16 protein-coding genes are annotated in these 19,051 nt (G+C 34.7%); 12 read left to right on the top strand and 4 right to left on the bottom strand.

Translation table 11 applies throughout. The features are described from left to right. The first annotated feature begins 73 nt into the window (after positions 1–73). On the top strand, positions 74–220 hold the full coding sequence (locus NX902_RS17730; protein ID WP_163188279.1) for a hypothetical protein: 147 nt from the start codon (positions 74–76) through the stop codon (positions 218–220). Between the two features lie 166 nt (positions 221–386). Here the strand turns inward: NX902_RS17730 and NX902_RS17725 are convergent, their stop codons facing one another. Further along, positions 387–998 carry a cupin domain-containing protein gene (locus NX902_RS17725; protein WP_095332381.1) on the bottom strand — a complete coding sequence of 204 codons (612 nt, stop codon included), beginning with the start codon at positions 996–998 and terminating at the stop codon, positions 387–389. Positions 999–1,248: 250 nt separating this feature from the next. Beyond that, complete coding sequence (locus tag NX902_RS17720; RefSeq protein ID WP_095332379.1) at positions 1,249–2,349, bottom strand: M24 family metallopeptidase; 1,101 nt, start codon at positions 2,347–2,349, stop codon at positions 1,249–1,251. A gap of 226 nt (positions 2,350–2,575) precedes the next feature. On the opposite strand from NX902_RS17720, the gene NX902_RS17715 reads away from it, so the two are divergent. The 3 genes from NX902_RS17715 to NX902_RS17705 all read left to right on the top strand — a co-directional run bounded on the left by NX902_RS17715 (position 2,576) and on the right by NX902_RS17705 (position 5,663). Further along, on the top strand, positions 2,576–2,821 hold the full coding sequence (locus NX902_RS17715; RefSeq protein ID WP_095332378.1) for a hypothetical protein: 246 nt from the start codon (positions 2,576–2,578) through the stop codon (positions 2,819–2,821). 574 nt (positions 2,822–3,395) lie between these two features. Further along, a complete protein-coding gene (locus NX902_RS17710; protein ID WP_095332376.1) occupies positions 3,396–4,715 on the top strand; it encodes a CBS domain-containing protein in 1,320 nt (439 codons plus the stop codon). A 15-nt stretch (positions 4,716–4,730) separates the two neighbouring features. Then, a complete protein-coding gene (locus tag NX902_RS17705; protein WP_095332374.1) occupies positions 4,731–5,663 on the top strand; it encodes a DHH family phosphoesterase in 933 nt (310 codons plus the stop codon). 81 nt (positions 5,664–5,744) lie between these two features. Here the strand turns inward: NX902_RS17705 and ytrI are convergent, their stop codons facing one another. Both ytrI and NX902_RS17695 read right to left on the bottom strand, forming a co-directional pair. Next, on the bottom strand, positions 5,745–6,254 hold the full coding sequence (ytrI, locus tag NX902_RS17700) for a sporulation membrane protein YtrI (RefSeq protein WP_095332373.1): 510 nt from the start codon (positions 6,252–6,254) through the stop codon (positions 5,745–5,747). Continuing rightward, positions 6,255–6,587, bottom strand: coding sequence for a YtrH family sporulation protein (locus NX902_RS17695; protein ID WP_016202788.1), 333 nt, complete (start codon positions 6,585–6,587; stop codon positions 6,255–6,257). It abuts the gene before it with no gap. A 465-nt stretch (positions 6,588–7,052) separates the two neighbouring features. Here NX902_RS17695 and dnaE point away from each other — a divergent pair, with 465 nt between their 5' ends. From dnaE to NX902_RS17655, 8 genes are all read left to right on the top strand, one after another. After that, positions 7,053–10,415 carry a DNA polymerase III subunit alpha gene (gene dnaE / locus NX902_RS17690; RefSeq protein ID WP_341160878.1) on the top strand — a complete coding sequence of 1,121 codons (3,363 nt, stop codon included), beginning with the start codon at positions 7,053–7,055 and terminating at the stop codon, positions 10,413–10,415. Between the two features lie 159 nt (positions 10,416–10,574). Beyond that, a complete protein-coding gene (locus NX902_RS17685) occupies positions 10,575–11,195 on the top strand; it encodes a FadR/GntR family transcriptional regulator (RefSeq protein ID WP_095332370.1) in 621 nt (206 codons plus the stop codon). A 69-nt stretch (positions 11,196–11,264) separates the two neighbouring features. Continuing rightward, positions 11,265–12,134 carry an acetyl-CoA carboxylase, carboxyltransferase subunit beta gene (gene accD, locus NX902_RS17680; RefSeq protein WP_095332369.1) on the top strand — a complete coding sequence of 290 codons (870 nt, stop codon included), beginning with the start codon at positions 11,265–11,267 and terminating at the stop codon, positions 12,132–12,134. Then, positions 12,128–13,081, top strand: coding sequence for an acetyl-CoA carboxylase carboxyl transferase subunit alpha (gene accA / locus NX902_RS17675; RefSeq protein ID WP_095332367.1), 954 nt, complete (start codon positions 12,128–12,130; stop codon positions 13,079–13,081). The genes accD and accA overlap by 7 nt, the downstream gene beginning before the upstream one ends. A 578-nt stretch (positions 13,082–13,659) precedes the next feature. Next, positions 13,660–14,625, top strand: coding sequence for a 6-phosphofructokinase (gene pfkA / locus NX902_RS17670; protein WP_217275753.1), 966 nt, complete (start codon positions 13,660–13,662; stop codon positions 14,623–14,625). Positions 14,626–14,744: 119 nt separating this feature from the next. Then, positions 14,745–16,505, top strand: a complete 1,761-nt coding sequence (gene pyk, locus NX902_RS17665) for a pyruvate kinase (protein WP_095332365.1) — start codon at positions 14,745–14,747, stop codon at positions 16,503–16,505. 230 nt (positions 16,506–16,735) lie between these two features. Next, positions 16,736–17,122, top strand: coding sequence for an FxsA family protein (locus NX902_RS17660; RefSeq protein ID WP_341160877.1), 387 nt, complete (start codon positions 16,736–16,738; stop codon positions 17,120–17,122). 186 nt (positions 17,123–17,308) lie between these two features. Further along, entirely contained in the window at positions 17,309–19,051 is a 1,743-nt protein-coding gene (locus NX902_RS17655) for a cache domain-containing sensor histidine kinase (protein WP_095332362.1), read from the top strand.

Here is a 19,051-nt window from a genome sequence, read left to right as displayed (position 1 = left end):
ATACCCAATTCATGCATAAGGTTAACTTTTCATTCAAATAATAGGGAAGAAAATAAGAAAGGAAGGAATAGGGATGCACAAACAAAATGAAAGAATACAGAATGATTTTGAATTTGATGAAAAGGGAAGCGAAGAAGTAACTGCCCAAGTGATGGATTCCTATAACGACGGCGCGGTTGATGCCTTCTTGGACAAAGAGCAGAAACAAATAAAAGACTAAAACAAAAAGGACAGTAGGAAGAGCAAAACTAGTTTGTTTAATCTACGGATACATGAAGTAGGCTGAACCTCCCTCAGCGCTCCCTACTAACCAGCCTATGAGTGCTGTCATAAAAAAGTCGTTTTTTTAATGAATAATTTTTGGTACCTCATCTGAACTCTATTTGTTAGTAATTTCTTGGAATGTAGTAAGGCTGATAGATAGGCTGAGGATAATTGGCGTCAGCATAATAATTTTGGCTAGGGCTATTTCTACTAATAGCCGGACCTAGAATCGTTGTTTTATTAATAGGAGAGATGGTGGATTTCCACTTATTAAGATCTAATGAATAAGTATGTGCCATTAAGTCTGGAGGAGTTAGACGAAGTAAATCAGAGCCAAAGATTGCTTCAGGTGTAGGTGCATTGAATATAGCTAATAAATGCGTCTTATTTGTATTTGCGATTTCATAATGCCACCAGCCTTGAGGAACATTAGCTACTTGGCCAGGCGTAATGGTATAGTTTAGAACTTTTTTTGTGAAAGGATTTAACAGTGAAACAGTAGCAGAACCAGAAATGCAGTATACGAGCTCTGCCGCATTTTGGTGAATATGTGGTTCTACAACAATATCTTTACTTAAATAGATATCTAGCAAGGATACATTTTCTAACGAATTTAACTGTTGTTCTCCTAAAACATTAATATAGTTATGACTATCTCTTGTGAAAAAATTACTTTTATTTACATCAAAATGGTATTGGACTTTTGGATCTGTATAATCTACATATTTAACCATTCTCTTCATCCCCCTTTTCTGCCCCTTTTAAGTTTAGGTATTTTATGTAAAATATAAAATTAGGTGCAAGTACATTTAAAAGAGATGATAATAGTGGTTTTAAGTATTCTAACCAAATATAAACCCCAACGATTATATGGAGATGCTAGAGGAAACTCCGAATTATCGTTGGGGTTTTTAGAAAACAGGTTTGTGTTTGGCACCCGCATAATAATTAGCAAAAAATCAAGCGGATTTTCTTATTTACCATTTATTGAATAATTTGAAGCTCTTTCGGAAATTTTGTTAAAATCTCTACTCCATCTTTTGTAACATATACATCATCTTCTATCCGGACTCCTGCAACATTCGGTACATAAATGCCCGGCTCGATTGTATATACCATACCTTCTTGTAAAACAAGGGAATTTGTTTCAGTTAAGGAAGGGAATTCGTGAACACTAATACCCAATCCATGTCCTAAACGGTGAGGGAAAAACTCTCCATAACCAGCTTCTCTTATTGTGTTACGAGCAGCTAGATCAACAGTAGCACAAGAAACGCCAGGCTTAGAGGCTTCGATAGCTGTTAGCTGAGCTTTTAAAACTGTATCATAAATATCCTTTTGCTTCTCATTAATGTCGCCAAATGCCACTGTTCTTGTTATATCAGAACAATATCCATCAACAACAACCCCCAAGTCGAATAATACTAAGTCTCCTTTTTTTATTTTTGTCTCTCCTGGATTTCCATGAGGGGAAGCGCCGTTCACTCCAGTTAGTACCATGGTTGAAAAGGACATCTTACCAATTCCTTGTTTCTTTAATTCATATTCAATAGCAGCTAGAATTTCCATTTCAGATTTGCCTTCTACTATTTCATTACAGCCTACTTCAATAGCAAAATCAGCCCATTTACAAGCTTCTTTTATCTTAGCTAATTCATCTGATGTTTTTATCATGCGCAAAGTATTAATTTTTTCTTCTGCAGAAACATATCCTTCAATGTTAGGAAATGATGTTTGAAGTGCCTGATATCTTGCCACATTCATGTGATCCATTTCAAGAGCTACTTTTCTTGTACGGCTTGTACGGCTTTGAACCATACTTTGAATAGTTTCCCATGGATTTTCTGTATCGCTATAGCCGATGATATCATAGTTCCACCCGGCATCTTTTGCATCATTTGTTTCCATTGCAGGACAAACTAATATCGGATCGTTTTCTGGGAAGACAATCAAAGCCAATAATCTTTCATGTGGATCACTATAGAATCCGCTAAAATAGAAAATATTATCTGTAGATGTTAAAAAGGTGAAATCAATTTCTTCCTGCTTCATCCAATTTGCTAGAGACGCTATTTTTTTTTCCAATTCAACCTACCTCCAAGTGTTTCTTAACAAGTCTATACTTTTTCCTTTTTCTTATATTGTAGGACGAGTTAAATATTATTCTTATCCTATAAGATTATCAACATAAGTCGTGTATGTAAATATTTAGACTTGCGAAATTTTCTGTGTGAATAGATGCTTTAGCTAATTTTAAATACTTTTTTTATTCTTGTCCGCATAGGATAGTATCAAGGAGGTTTTAGCGACTATGAATAAGAATAGATATTTATTATGTATATTACTATGTGGTGTTCTTTTATATTATGGCATGCCAAGACTTTCTCCCTTCAGTGATGGGGTTGAAGGAATATTTTCGATTACATGGCTAGCCTTTGCCTTAATGGTGGTAGCGGGAAATTTAACGGCATTACTATATACCCCTAAAAAACCACGAACAGCCAAAAGGTCTTATAGTAAAGTGCAGAAAAAGAAGAAAATCTATTATTACCAATAAGATAAAAAAGGAGAGGGATAGAATTAAAACGAACAATCTATCTCCCGTTATTAATAAATAAGGACCGTTTGTTGATAAATAATTATATGAGGCTTTATTGGTGATATACGTATAGTGGTTCGATTTATCTTCGGCTGGGATTATTTTCTTCCAGCCCTTTTTTGCTTGTAATATGTTAAAACCAATCAGACTTTTTAAAAAGAAATAAGATGTTCACAAAAGATATACTCCACACAAAAACGAAATGACTGAATGTTTTAATGCCGATTAACAGAGAATTCATTGAATACCCTAGTAGTTCACTCTATAATAAAGATATACAAGCTTTTTTCAATAGATTTTTTACTTAGGGAAAACATAGATACTAAAGAAGGCAGCTTTAAAGAGAAGAAATTAATAGTTAGCCGCAAACTATTGAAACATAGATGAATAAATTATAATAAATTGCAAGAAATGGTATGAAAATGTCTAGTACAGGCAGTATTCGCTTAGAGCAAACGAGAGATATAAGCAATAGAATTTTCTAAGTTTGTTTGCGAGAAGCAGTGTGCTTTTCTTAAAAGAGGGTGGTAATTTGGCTACAAAACATGAGCAAATATTAAATTATATTGATGAATTACAAGTAGGAGAAAAAATTTCTGTTCGACAAATTGCGAAAGCATTAAATGTAAGTGAAGGAACAGCATATAGAGCGATAAAAGAAGCAGAGAATAAAGGGTATGTAAGTACCATTGAAAGAGTTGGTACGATTAGAATTGAACGAAAGAAGAAAGAAAATATTGAAAAGTTAACCTATGCAGAAGTAGTTAATATTGTAGATGGACAAGTTCTTGGTGGGCGAGCTGGTTTACATAAAACTTTAAATCGTTTTGTTATTGGGGCGATGAAATTAGATGCGATGATGCGTTATACAGGTCCTGGAAACCTTTTGATCATAGGGAACCGTGTACGGGCACATGAACATGTATTAAAAGCTGGTGCTGCGGTTTTAATTACAGGTGGATTCGATACAGAGGAGCATGTGAAACGTTTAGCAGACGATTTGCAACTCCCAATAATTTCAACAAGCTATGATACATTTACTGTGGCAACGATGATAAACCGGGCAATCTATGACCAGCTCATAAAAAAAGAAATTGTTTTAGTAGAAGATATTTTAACACCGCTTAAAGATACGATTTATCTAAAGACAACAGATGATGTGGCTTTATGGCATAAATATAATAAAGAAACATTACACGGTCGTTTCCCAGTAGTGGATCAAAGCTTAAAAGTACAAGGGATGATTACTTCAAAAGATGTCATTGGAAAATCGATGGATATGACGATTGATAAAGTCATGACAAAACACCCAATGACGGTTAGTGGCAAAACAAGTGTTGCTTCTTGTTCTCATATGATGGTATGGGAAGGAATTGAAGTCCTGCCAGTTGTAGATGAAGCAAATAAGCTAGAAGGGATTATTAGTAGACAAGATGTATTAAAAGCGTTGCAAATGAACCAAAGGCAACCGCAAATTGGGGAAACGATTGATGATATTGTCACAAAGCATGTCTTATTGACTAAAGGAAAAAACAAAGGGGAAACAAGCTTTTCCTGTGAAGTAACTCCGCAAATGACTAATCACTTAGGGACCATATCTTATGGGGTGTTTACTACGGTTGTTTCCGAAGCGGCGAACAGAGTACTAAGAGGGTTTAAAAAAGGTGATTTAGTTGTCGAAAATATGACCATCTATTTTATTAAGCCAGTTCAAATGGATAGTGTCATTGAAATAGTTCCTAAAATTTTAGAAGTTGGACGAAAATTTGGGAAAGTGGATGTAGAAGTGTTTAACCATGGAATACTTGTTGGAAAAGCGATGATGATGTGTCAATTAATTGATCGTCATTAATGAAGGGAGAAATAAATGAAACAGAAAATATTAGATGCTATAATAGCCTTTAATACTATCATTATTCATAGACACGTCCGTCCAGATCCAGATGCATATGGATCGCAAGGTGGATTAGCAGAAATCATAAAAACTTCTTTTCCGGATAAAAACGTCTATACGGTAGGAAAAGAAGAAGCTTCCTTAAACTTTTTGCGAAGACTAGATGTCATTGATGACAGCACCTATGCTGATGCGTTGGTGATTGTATGTGATACGGCTAATCAAGAAAGAGTATGTGATCAGCGCTACCTGACTGGGAAAATGCTAATAAAGATAGATCATCATCCCAATGATGATGCATATGGCGATATAGTTTGGGTAGAGACTACAGCAAGTTCCACAAGTGAGTTGATCTATGAATTTTATTTGTATGGAAAAGATCAGGGGCTAAAGATGAGTGATGAGTCTGCGAGGCTGCTATATGCGGGAATTGTTGGAGATACTGGGAGATTTCTATATCCAAGCACATCAGAAAAAACATTTCATTATGCTGGAGAATTAATCAAATATTCTTTTTCGCGCACAGAAATGTATGATCAAATGTATGAACTCGATCCTCATATTGTCAAGCTAAGTGGCTATGTTATGCAAAATTTTCAAGTTCATGCCAATGGAGTAGCAAGTATGAAGCTTAATAAGGAAATATTAGCTCAATTTCAGGCAACTCCTGCAGAGGCATCGTTACTTGTTAGCAGTTTAGGGAGTGTAAAAGGTTTAAAAGCATGGGTCTTTTTTATTGAAGAAGCAGATCAGATTCGCGTAAGATTGCGTTCCAAAGGTCCAGTTATTAATGGAATTGCAAAAAATTATAATGGTGGAGGACATCCAATGGCCTCAGGCGCAACCATTTATCAATGGGATGATGCAGGTAAAGTAGTGAAGGATTTAGAGGAAGTTTGTAGATAAGGTAATTCTCTAATAGTTTAATTATTCGTCAAGAAAGAAAAAAGGTGCTGCTCCGTTATGCTTGACGGATAGCCCCTTTTTTTAATCGCCAAAGGTGACTCTTAATTCGACATGAACTGTTGTATAAATAATCAACTCTGTTACTTTAAATTTATAACGCTTTTTATCAGAAACAACTACTTTGTTTTCAATCGATTTTTTTAACAGTGCGCGACTTTTATAGACCATATCGAGGTCTTTTGCAATAATGGTCGATAAATCTTCTTTAATGGCATCTTCCATCTCTAAGGCATTAAAGGGCTTAATATCATATTTTTCTTTATCTGCATTGCTAATCTTTACAACGATATCCTCGACTGTCAGCTTTTCTTCGGTCGTTTTATTTTGGGCAGCAAATTCCTCTTGCCATATTTTTTTCTCTCTTTCTAAATCCTCAATAGTTGCTTTCTGTGTTTTAATTTCCGAGCTATATCGTTCCTGCCATACACCAAAAATAAAGACAAAAATACACCAACTGATTACTCCACCGATAACCATTCCGGCAAAAAAACGTTGTACAGCTTGATTTTTATAATATGGTGGAATTCTCATTTATATATACTCCTGTGTAATCCACTTAATAATTGTAATGCCTGTATGTGCTCCTCCAAAAGCAGAAACAATTAATAAGATTTGTTTGAACAAGTCTTTTGTACCAGCATCATAGATTCCCTTTTCAATCGTATCAATAGCATCAAATGTCCCGCCAATCGCTGTAACAATCGCCCAAATTTTGATGATTCCAGAAATGCGAATGATTTCAGTAAGGAGTGGTTTTCCAGTTAGAAATGCAGCAAGTCCACCTAAAAGTGCGCCTCCTAAAATAACCCCTAAGGCAATAAAGTAGCTTTCGATGAAGGTAGGGAAGAATGGTTGTTGATTCATACGTTTACCTCTCTAACTTTTATTAGTTTTTGTTTCTATCCAAGCAGCAAATCAAATAGGAATGATTCTTCTCCATAGAATAAAATATTTATTCTCACGGTTGTGTATTTTTTCTCTTTCGCATATCTTGTAATCTTCTATTCTTATTATTATGGACAATCTATTCCATTTATGAATGATTTTAAAGGTCACTTATACTTGTGTGGAACTTTAACGTCATTTCTTAATAAAGAGAACATATTTTCTTTTTTTGCTGTGAACATCTATAATGAAAGGAAAAAGTCTTTTATTTTGAGATAAACTAATAAGATAGAATAATAATTATTGCTTTTTAAAAAGGAATAGCCTTTATAGTGGTAAAAGGTTATAAATAAAGAAAAAATGACACCTTTTCCAAGCATTTTTTACATATTTTCTTGTTTAGAAGGAATAAAAAATTTTAAAGAAAAGTGGTGAATTAATTTTATGTCTTTTATACATCTTCAAGTGTCTAGTGCATATAGCCTTTTATCTAGCACGCTTTCAATTAAAGAGTTAGTTACAAATGCTAAAAAGTATGGCTATCGTTCCATTGCTTTAACGGATCGCAATGTGATGTATGGTGCAGCTTCTTTTTATAAAGAATCATTAAAGCAAGGGATAAAACCGATTATCGGACTAACGGTTGATGTAATAAGTGAATGGGAAGAAGATAAAGCTTACCCATTGGTCTTATTAGCTAGAACTAGTCTCGGCTTTAAAAATTTATTAAAAATAACGAGTGCTGTTCAAACAAAAAACCCACAAGGAATTCCTGTGAAATGGTTAAAGCATTATGCCAAAGGCTTGATTGCAATCTCACCTGGATTTGAAGGAGAGATTGAACAAAATTTACTGAAGGATGATTCGGAATCAGCAAGAAATACATTAATGTTATGGAAGTCCATTTTTGAACCAGGTCAATGCTTTTTATCTATTCAAAGACACGGCATTGCTATTGAAGATGCATTAAATGAAAAGTTATCCAGATTAGCTTCCGAAGAGAAAGTGAAGCTGGTAGCAACGAATAATGTATTTTACTTGGAGGAGGAGGACCATTTTGCTTATGAATGCTTAAAGGCAATCAAAAATGGGGAGAAGCTTTCCGATATAGAGCAAGATGAATGGAGTTCTAATCAACATTATCTAAAAGACAAAGAAGCAATGATCACGTTATTCAATGATCAACCAGATATTCTGGAAAACACATGGAAGGTAGGAGAGTCTTGTCAGATTGAAATGAATGGCATACTTGCAACCTTGCCTAAATATACTGTACCTGCAGGCAAAAATGCTCTTAGTTATTTGAGAGAATTATGTATGGCTGGTTTAAATGACAGATATTCTCATCCTTCTCCAGAACACACTGCACGGTTGGAATATGAATTGGACATCATTGGGAGAATGAATTATAGTGACTATTTCTTAATAGTTTGGGATTTTATGAAGTTTGCGCGAGAGAATGGAATATTAACAGGTCCTGGAAGGGGTTCAGCTGCGGGATCTATTGTTGCTTATGTTTTACATATTACAGATGTAGATCCTATTAAATATCAATTGCTTTTTGAAAGGTTTCTAAATCCAGAGAGAATCTCCATGCCTGATATCGATATTGATTTTCCTGATAATAAGCGGGAAAAAGTTATTTCATATGTGAAAAATAAATATGGAGAGCTTCATGTTGCGCAAATTATTACCTTTGGTACACTTGCTGCTAAAGCAGCCTTACGCGATGTTGGCCGAGCATTTGGCTTATCTGTTAAAGAGTTGGATGAACTGTCAAGAATGATCCCATCAAAACTAGGCATTAATCTCAAACAAAGCTATCAAGAATCCATTCGTTTGCAGCAATTTGTTGAATCATCTCCTCGTAATCAAAAACTATTTGATACTGCATGTAAAATCGAAGGGCTTCCAAGGCATACATCAACCCATGCTGCCGGCGTGGTTCTTAGTCAACAGCCCCTTGTTGATATTATTCCGATCCAAGGGAGCCATGACGATATTTATTTAACACAGTATAGCATGGAATATTTAGAGGAACTAGGCTTATTGAAAATGGATTTTCTTGGATTAAGAAATCTATCTTTTATTGAAGCTATTCTTGACATGCTTTATAAAGCGACGAAGAAAAGAATAGATATACGAAAAATACCAATTGATGACCAAAATGTTTTCAAGCTATTAAGTAGAGGAGAGACAACTGGGATCTTTCAATTGGAATCAGAAGGAATGCGTAATGTATTAAAGAGGTTACAGCCAACTGATTTTGAAGATATTGTAGCTGTTAATGCGCTTTATCGTCCAGGACCAATGGAGAATATACCTCATTACATCAATAGAAAACATGGCAAAGAATCGATTAACTATTATCACCCTGATTTAGAAGAGATACTAAAGAGCACCTATGGAGTGATTGTTTATCAAGAGCAAATTATGCAGATTGCTTCTAAAATGGCAGGGTTCTCACTAGGAGAGGCGGATTTGTTAAGACGAGCTGTGAGTAAGAAGCAAAAGGAAATTCTGGAAAAAGAAAGGATTCATTTTGTAAAAGGAGCAGAAAGAAAAGGATATCACGAAAAAACAGCGAATGAAATATATGAGTTAATTGTGCGTTTTGCCAACTATGGTTTTAATAGAAGTCATGCAGTAGCATATAGCATGATTGCTTATCAGCTTGCCTATTTAAAAGCAAACTATCCTCTATATTTTATGGCGGCACTATTAACATCATCCATTGGAAACACAGGGAAAATAATTCAGTATATTCAAGAGTTAAAACAGATGGATATTGAATTGACTCCGCCTTCTATTAATCAAAGTAATTACTTTTTCCGTGTAGAAAAGAATAAAATTCGTTATAGCTTAGCAGGCATAAAAGGTATAGGCGGAAATGTATTAAGAGAAATACTTAAGGCGAGAAGTCAGAAAAAATTTGAAGATTTATTTGATTTTTGTATACGAGTATCCCCGAAGACGGTTAACAGAAGAGTGCTGGAAATGCTTATTTATTCCGGAAGCTTTGATGAATTCGGAGTTGATCGTGCTATTTTGCTGGCATCTATTGATGTAGCAATACAGCATGCACAATTGGTTCACCCAGAGGATGAAGAGCAAAATGATTTATTTAGTGAGGATGATTTCTTTTTTAAACCGAAATATGTAGAAGTAGAACCACTTAGAGTGGAAGATAAATTGGCTTTAGAAAAAGATGCCTTAGGATTTTACTTATCAGACCATCCAGTGTCTATCTATAAGCCGTATCAAGCAACTCTGCAAACCTTTGCTATTAATGAAATGGAAGTAGGAAAAAAACATAAAAGCATTGTCTATGTAACAGAAATAAATATCATTCGCACTAAAAAAGGAGAGCCAATGGCATTTATCCAGCTTAGTGATCAGAGTGGAGAAATGCAGGGTGTTATTTTTCCAACTATTTTTAAGAAATATCAAAGTCTGCTTAACTCGGGTGAAATCGTATATTTGGAAGGGAAATGTGAAGAAAGAAACGGCAATAAACAATTTGTTATTCAATTAGTTGAATCGATGAGGACGATTGTCCAGTCACTTTCTAAAAAGGAACATAAGTTGTTTATTAAAGTGATGAATGAGAAGCATATGATGAACCAAAGATTAGAGCTATTGGCGGTTATGAGGAAATTTCCAGGAACTACTCCAGTTATTATTCATTATGAGGAAACAGGAAAAAACATCGTTTTAAACGAAGAATATAAAATTTCACCAAGTAAGGAATGTATCGCTGAATTATCTACTTTACTAGGTGCTAATCGCGTTTTCTTATCTGAATAAAACTTTACAACTTTAAAAAGTTGTTATATTGTTTAATAAGCTGACTGGTCAGACCACTTAGCCTAAATTTTTGGATTGGATTTTTTGTACTTATACTTTATTTATTTTCTAATAACATTGCCAAAAAAAAGGCAAGAAAGAAGTGAGTGATGACATAAGGTGAATGAATCATCTTCAAAGGAATCCAAATTATATGTGGATATCGTGAATCATTTACGAGAAATGATTAATCAAAACGGCCTGAAACCAGGGGACAAGCTTCCCTCTGAACGAGTATTAAGTGATACCCTACACGCAGGCAGATCATCCATTAGAGAAGCTCTGAGGGCATTAGAGCTGCTTGGACTGATTGAAACAAGAAAAGGGGAAGGAACCTTTCTTCGTGATTTTCAAGGTCATAAATTAGTAGAATTGATCAGTACTTTTATATTGCAGAATGATAAAGCAAAACAAGACGTTTTGGAAACTAAGAATTATATTCAATTAAATGCTCTATATATTGCCATGGAAAAAATTACAGAAGATGAATTGGCACATTTAAAACAGTTGGTAAATGAACGAGAAATATCAGAAAGTGAGTTTTTCTTTCAAATCATTAAAATAGCTGATAATTTCTTGGTCCATCGTTTATGGACTATTTTAAATGACTATTATCATTCACTAACAATTCCTGCGAAAGAATGGAAGAGGGAGGATTACCTCCTTCTTTTAGATTCATTAAAACAAAAGAATCAAATGCAATTATGGAGTGTATTTAGTAATTACAATAATTTCAACTGATTATTGGTGCTTGGAAATGATAGGAATCCGATTCAAATCTAAATTGTTACTTATGGGGAGGTTTCCATATTGATTAAGGGAATATTTTCGAAATCAAAAAAACTAAAATATGCAACATTACCTTCAGAATTATCAAAAAATGAAGTTCCTGAAGGGATTATGACAAAATGTTCTAATTGTAAGAAAATAATGTATACACGTGAATTACAGAAGAATCATAAGGTTTGTCTAAATTGTGGGTATCATCTGCCCATGAAAGCTTATGAAAGAATGAACTGCATCTTAGATGAAGCAACTTTTGTTGAGCTAAATGCAGAAATGAGAACCGGAAATCCTTTGCAATTTCCTGGTTATGAAGATAAAATTGCCGGTGATATAAAAAAAACAAATATGAATGAAGCTGTTGTTACAGGAACAGGAGAAATAAATGGCAAAAAAGTAGTAATAGCTGTAATGGATTCTTCTTTCCGGATGGGGAGTATGGGTTCAGTAGTTGGAGAAAAAATTACTCTCGCTGTTGAAAAGGCTGACGAGCTTTCGCTACCCTTTATAATTTTTACGGCTTCTGGTGGAGCAAGAATGCAAGAAGGCGTGCTAAGTCTTATGCAAATGGCGAAAACAAGTATAGCATTAAAACGATTTAGCGATAATGGCGGTTTATATATTACCATTATGACCCACCCAACAACAGGAGGCGTTTCTGCAAGCTTTGCCTCACTTGGCGATTATAATTTTGCGGAACCAGGTGCATTAATTGGTTTTGCGGGACGTCGTATTATTGAACAAACAATAGGAGAAGAGCTTCCGGAGGACTTCCAAACGGCAGAGTTTTTACTAAAGCACGGTCAATTAGATGCGGTAATACCTAGATTAGAATTAAAAGAAAAACTTAGCCTAGTGCTTGAAATGCATCAAACTGGTGGTGAATTAGAATGGTAGGATTAGATTTTGATAAACCAATTAATGAATTGAAAGATAAAATCCAAGAATTAAAAGACTTCTCGGAAAATGCGAATGTTGATTTAAGTACAGAAATTGAGAAATTAGAAATACGTTTAAAAAAACTGGAAAAAGATGTGTATGATAATATGAAGCCTTGGGATCGAGTTCAAATTGCTAGACATCCAAATAGACCAACGACCCTTGACTATATTCCCCATTTGTTTACCGATTTTATCGAATTACATGGAGATAGAGGCTTTGGAGATGACGAGGCAATTGTAGGTGGAATTGCGAAATACAAAGGACTACCAGTAACGATTGTCGGCCATCAAAGAGGAAAGGACACGAAGGAAAATATTCGCAGAAATTTTGGAATGCCTCACCCAGAAGGATATCGAAAAGCCCTGCGCCTAATGAAACAAGCGGATAAGTTCAATCGTCCCATTATTTGTTTTATTGACACAAAAGGTGCATATCCTGGTAAAGCTGCTGAGGAAAGAGGACAAAGTGAAGCTATTGCCAAAAATTTATTTGAAATGGCATCGATGGAAGTCCCAATTGTCTGTATTGTAATTGGAGAGGGTGGTAGTGGTGGTGCTTTAGCACTTGGCGTTGGTAACCATATTCATATGCTAGAGAACTCCACATACTCGGTTATTACACCAGAAGGAGCAGCATCTATTTTATGGAAAGATGCTGGGCAGGCTAAACAAGCAGCTGAAAAAATGAGAATTACTGCACCAGATTTAAAAGAGTTGAGCATTATTGATTCCATCATTAAGGAAGTAAAAGGTGGAGCACACCATAATATAAAAGAACAAGCAGAACAAATTGATGAAGTATTATATACATCTCTAAAAGAGTTAAAAGAAATGACAAAGGAAGAACTTGTGAATCATCGCTATGCTAAGTTTAAAAATATGGGTGCCTATTTAAATCATTGATAACCTTTTTTAAACGAGATTGGGAATAAATATTCCAAGTGACAAAAACCCCCATACTTATACGGAGATAGTAAAAATATTTCGTATAAGTATGGGGGTTTTTATTAGGTATGAAAATGCGGTAAGAAGGTAAAAATGTACTTTGCAGAAGATTTTATAGAAGCAGTAATTAAATGCATATTATTTTAAAACTATTAACGCTATTTTTTATCATGTTTCTTTTCTGACTGTTAGTTAATATGTTTAAAGTTTGTAATAACGGGAAATAGCTACAAAAATAACGTCGTATAAAACGTTTGCATTTTGCTGATTATTCCGTCTTTTATTTTTTTTTCATATTAAGTTGAGATACACGATTCTTCATGATATGGTAGAATTGTTTAATGGATAATTGGATAAATGCAAGATAAATTAATAGAGAAAAGCCAATTTCTTGATTAATTTACAAAAGTTAGCATTACATAGATTATATATGTAATTTTTGTGAAAAATGTTACAGACAAGTAATTTGTTATATAATAGTATATGTATGTTATGCTACATAATTTATTTGTTAATGAAATTATGAGGTGAGGAAATTGACAGTTAAAAGAATTGGTGTATTAACAAGTGGTGGTGACGCACCAGGAATGAACGCGGCTATAAGAGCAGTAGTTCGTAAAGCGATATTTCATGGTGTGGAAGTATATGGGGTAGTTGGTGGTTATGCTGGGCTAATTAGTGGCAACTTCAGAAAATTAGAAGTTGGTTCAGTTGGTGATATAATCCATCGTGGTGGAACTTTCCTTTTCTCTGCACGTTGTGAAGAGTTTAAAACAAAAGAAGGACAACAAAAAGGGATTGAGCAATTAAAGAAACATAATATCGATGGACTAGTTGTCATTGGTGGAGATGGATCTTATATGGGCGCGAAGGCGCTTACAGAACAAGGATACCCTTGTGTTGGAGTTCCAGGAACGATTGACAATGATATTCCAGGCACTGAATTCACAATTGGTTTCGATACTGCTTTAAATACAGTTATTGATGCAATTGACAAAATCCGTGATACTGCTACATCTCACGAGAGAACATTCATCATTGAGGTAATGGGAAGAAATGCTGGTGACATCGCATTATGGGCTGGTTTAGCTGGTGGTGCTGAAACAATTCTTATTCCAGAAGAAGGCTTTAATCTGGAGGAGATTGTAGGCAGATTGAAAAAAGGTCAAGAGCGCGGTAAAAAACATAGTATTATTGTCGTAGCTGAAGGAGTAGCCAGCGGTGTTGAAATCGGTAAATTGATTGAAGAAAATACAGATTTCGATACTCGTGTGTCTGTGTTAGGACATATGCAGCGTGGTGGATCACCTACAGCCCAGGACCGTGTATTAGCTAGTCGTCTAGGCGCATATGCAGTTGAGCTTCTAGTAGAAGGCAAAGGCGGAAGAGCTGTTGGTATCGAAAAAAATCAATTGGTTGATTATGATATCATTGAAGCGTTAGCACGTAAACATACGATTGATAATAATTTATATCACTTATCAAAAGAATTATCCATTTAATAAACAGCAGGAATTTATGATCTTCTAGTGCATTTTATGATTAGATAATTCATAAATTCCTAAAATGCTGTTTTAGTTCGCTATTATTATTTACTAATATTTATCGGAGGTTATTATTAATGCGTAAAACGAAGATTGTATGTACTATTGGTCCTGCAAGTGAAAGCGTAGAAAAATTAACGCAATTAATGGAAGCTGGAATGAATGTTTCACGTCTTAACTTTTCCCATGGTGATTTTGAAGAGCATGGAGCAAGAATAAAAAACATTCGTGAAGCAGCTGAAATTACTGGTAACAATATTGCGATTCTTTTAGATACAAAAGGTCCAGAAATTAGAACAAACAACATGAAAGATGGTTCTATTGAACTAGTTGCTGGCAATGATATTATCGTATCTATGACAGAAGTAGAAGGTACTACAGAGAAATTCTCTGTTACTTACGAAGGTTTAATTGATGATGTGGAGCCAGGTAGCAAAATTCTATTAGATGATGGTTTAATCGGCCTTGAAGTAACGAAAATAGACAAAGCTGCTGGAGAAATACATACAAAAATATTAAATTCAGGGACTTTGAAGAATAAAAAAGGTGTTAACGTACCTGGTGTTGCTGTAAATCTTCCTGGTATCACGGAAAAAGATGCAAATGACATCCTTTTTGGTATTGAACAAGGAATTGACTTCATTGCAGCATCTTTCGTTCGTCGTGCGTCTGATGTTCTAGAAATCAAGCAATTATTAGAGGATAATAATGCTTCTCATATCCATATCATACCTAAAATCGAAAACCAAGAAGGTGTAGATAATATTGATGAAATCCTTGAGGTTTCTGATGGACTAATGGTTGCACGTGGTGATTTAGGAGTAGAAATTCCTGCTGAAGAAGTACCATTAGTTCAAAAAATGCTCATTAAAAAATGTAACACATTAGGAAAACCAGTTATTACAGCAACACAAATGCTAGATTCTATGCAACGTAATCCACGTCCAACTCGTGCAGAAGCAAGTGATGTAGCAAACGCAATTTTTGATGGAACAGATGCTATTATGCTTTCTGGAGAAACAGCAGCAGGATTATATCCTGTGGAAGCTGTACAAACTATGAATAATATTGCAGCAAGAGCAGAAGAGGCATTAAACTATAAAGAAATCCTCTCAAAACGTAGCAAAGATTCAGAGCATTCTATTACAGACTCTATCGGACAATCTGTTGCTCATACTGCGTTAAATTTAGAAGTTAAAGCAGTAATTACACCAACTGGTAGTGGTCATACTGCAAGAATGATTTCTAAATATCGTCCAGAAGCTCCAATTATTGCGGTAACATATGATGCAAAAATTCAAAGACAATTAGCGCTAGTTTGGGGAGTATATCCACGCCTTAGCCAAAAATCAGAATCAACAGATGAAATGCTAGATGTAGCAGTTCAAGAAGGTGTTAACAGCTCGATTGTTACACATGGTGATTTAGTTGTGATTACTGCTGGACTTCCAGTTGGAGAAGCAGGTACAACAAACATCATGAAAATCCATGTAATTGGCGATGTGCTTGCTAAAGGACAAGGAATTGGCCGCAAAACAGCCTTTGGTAAAGCTGTAATTGCTACTAGTGCTAAAGAAGCCCTAGATAAAGTTAATTTCGGTTCTATTCTTGTAACAAATGCTACAGATCGTGATATGGTACCTGCATTAGAAAAATGTAGTGCCCTAATCGTTGAAGAAGGTGGCTTAACAAGTCATGCTGCGGTTGTAGGATTAAATATTGGAATTCCTGTTATTGTAGGAGTAGAAAACGCAACTAGCATCTTAAAGGATGGCTTAGATATTACAGTGGATTCTCGTAGCGGCTATGTATATAGCGGACATGCGAGCGTACTATAATCTATAAAGCATAAAAATTGGAAGAGTATCCATACCTAATAATCATTAGGCAATGGATACTCTTCTTTTGCAGTTCTTAAATATCCAAAGGAGAGGCTATAAGCAACAACGTGTTATAACATTAATTAACAGGGAAAACAATAGGCAGCTAACTATCAGCACAGATCAAAAAAGGGTATAATAAAAAGAAAGGAAATGAAAAGGAAGATGGTGACAATTTGAGAAATTTTATGATCAGCTTGCTGTTATTACCATTAATTGAACTTGTGATTTTTCTGATAGCTGGAAACATAATTGGTATACCAGAAACCTTAATTATTGCAATAGGCACTGGAATTCTAGGCGGTATTTTACTAAAGAAACAAGGGTTAAAGGCGATTCGTAATGTTCAAGTTCAAATAAATCAAGGTATCATGCCAGGAGATGCTATATTAGATAGCTTTTGTATTCTTATTGGTGGGCTTTTATTACTGTTTCCGGGCTTTTTAACAGATATTGCAGGTGTCCTTATTCTATTTCCTCCAACAAGAAGAATTGGAAAAAATTTATTCATAAGAAATATACAAAGAAAGCTGCAAAAGAGAAATCGAGTTACCATTATTCACTCATATAAATAAGCATAAAAGGAGAGTCTGATTTTCTTACAATAGTAAAATAGTCAGACTCTCTTTTTTTGTTAAATAAGTGATAAGATTTTTTAGATAGCAGAATAATTATTATGTTTATTTGTATAATGAATAAACAAAGTAAATAGGATTTTTGGTATAATAAGTTGCAAATGGGGCGAAAGGCGATAAAAATCTATGTTCAGCTTATTAAGGAAATGGAATACACTTCGAAATCAAATTTTATTTGTATTTTTATCCGTAATGCTAGTCGTACTTTTATTTGTGAGTATATTGATATTTAATCAAGTATCTACTTTATTAGAAAAAAATGCAGAAAAACAAATTCAGCAAGTTGCAGTGGAAGCAAGTGGAAGAATTGAAACCCTGTATGAGCAATTAAATATGGCCTCAAAATTAGCGGCAACGAATGATAAAGTACAAAAGCTGTTAACAAGGGAATACGAACACAAGAAAGCGACCTTTTATGAAAAACAAGAATTAATGGGGACTGTTAATACAGTTACAGCAAATTCTGATGGAATTTTTTCGTTTCAATTATTTACCAGGGAACAGGAACGAATACTCCCACTTGATGATGCAAAAATAATGACAGATTTGCATGCTGATTGGGTAGAAAAGGCGGACCAAGCAAAGGGGAGTCTAGTTTGGATTGGAGAAGATCCGAATGACAGCAATTATTTTCTTGCTATAAGGAGAGTAAATTTAATTAATCGCAGTTTTACCAATGGAGGATATTTACTCTTTAGTATTTATGCTAATTATTTTCAATTTGCTAATCAAACATTAACAGACAAAACGGATCAGTATTTTATTCTTTTAGATGAATTAAATAAACCGATTATTACTAATTATCAGCAATCAAGTGAGTTCATTTTACAGACCAAGAAAAAAACAGTACCAATAAATGAAAGGGATTACATGATTACGAAAAATTCTTCGTATATGACAGGGTGGACTGTCCTTATTTTAACTCCCTATAATACGTTAACGGAAGGCATAACGGTTGTGCGCACAAGCATTCTTCTTGCTGGCATAATTGGATTAATGATTTTCTTTGTATGCTCTTTTTTTCTTTCTAACATGATTACTCGCCCGATTATCCGCTTAACGAACACAATGAGATTTGCAAGTGAAGGGTCTTTGCCACTGACACCAAAGATTCCCTCTGTAAATGAAATTAATGAATTAAATAGTACATACAATCAGCTCGTAAAAGAAACAAACCATTTAATCACAATGGTTTATCAAAAAGAAATTACTCGAAACCGTAGTGAATTAAGAGCTTTGCAAGCACAAATTAATCCTCACTTTCTATTTAATACATTAGATGCTCTCCATTGGTCATTAGAGGAAAATGACGAAGAAGAATTAGCCGAACTAGTTGTTACCATGTCTAATTTATTTCGCTATACCATTTCGCGATCTACAGAGGATGAGTGGGTTCGCATAAAAGAGGAGATTGCCCACATTGAAGACTATATGGAAATAATGAAAATGCGATTTGGAGAACTATTGAAGTGGCAAATACAACTCCCAAAGGCGTTTGAAGAAGTGAAAATCCCCAAATTTTTAATACAACCATTAGTAGAAAATGCTGTCTTACACGGAGCTGAGAATAAGGTAGGACAATGTACTGTTGACGTTATTGTGCAACAAGGAGAGATGGATAACAACATAAAGGTAATTGTTAGAGATGATGGAATTGGCATAAGCGAGTCTAAATTAAAGAAGATTAAGGAATCGATGGAAAAGGAAGGAATTTCTTCAGCCACAGGTAAGGGAATGGCTATTTCTAATGTATATAAAAGGCTTACACTCTATTATCAGGAAAGACAGCAAAAGGGATTAATGATAGAAAGTATAGAGAATAAAGGGACATTCATTTCTTTTGAAATTCCAAAAGATGGGGGTATGTAA

It is taken from the genome of Niallia sp. FSL W8-0954, from assembly GCF_038005605.1.
Lineage (GTDB): Bacteria > Bacillota > Bacilli > Bacillales > Cytobacillaceae > Niallia > Niallia circulans_A.
The sequence above is the reverse complement of the archived record's forward strand: the minus strand, read 5'-3'. Positions and strand labels throughout refer to the sequence as shown.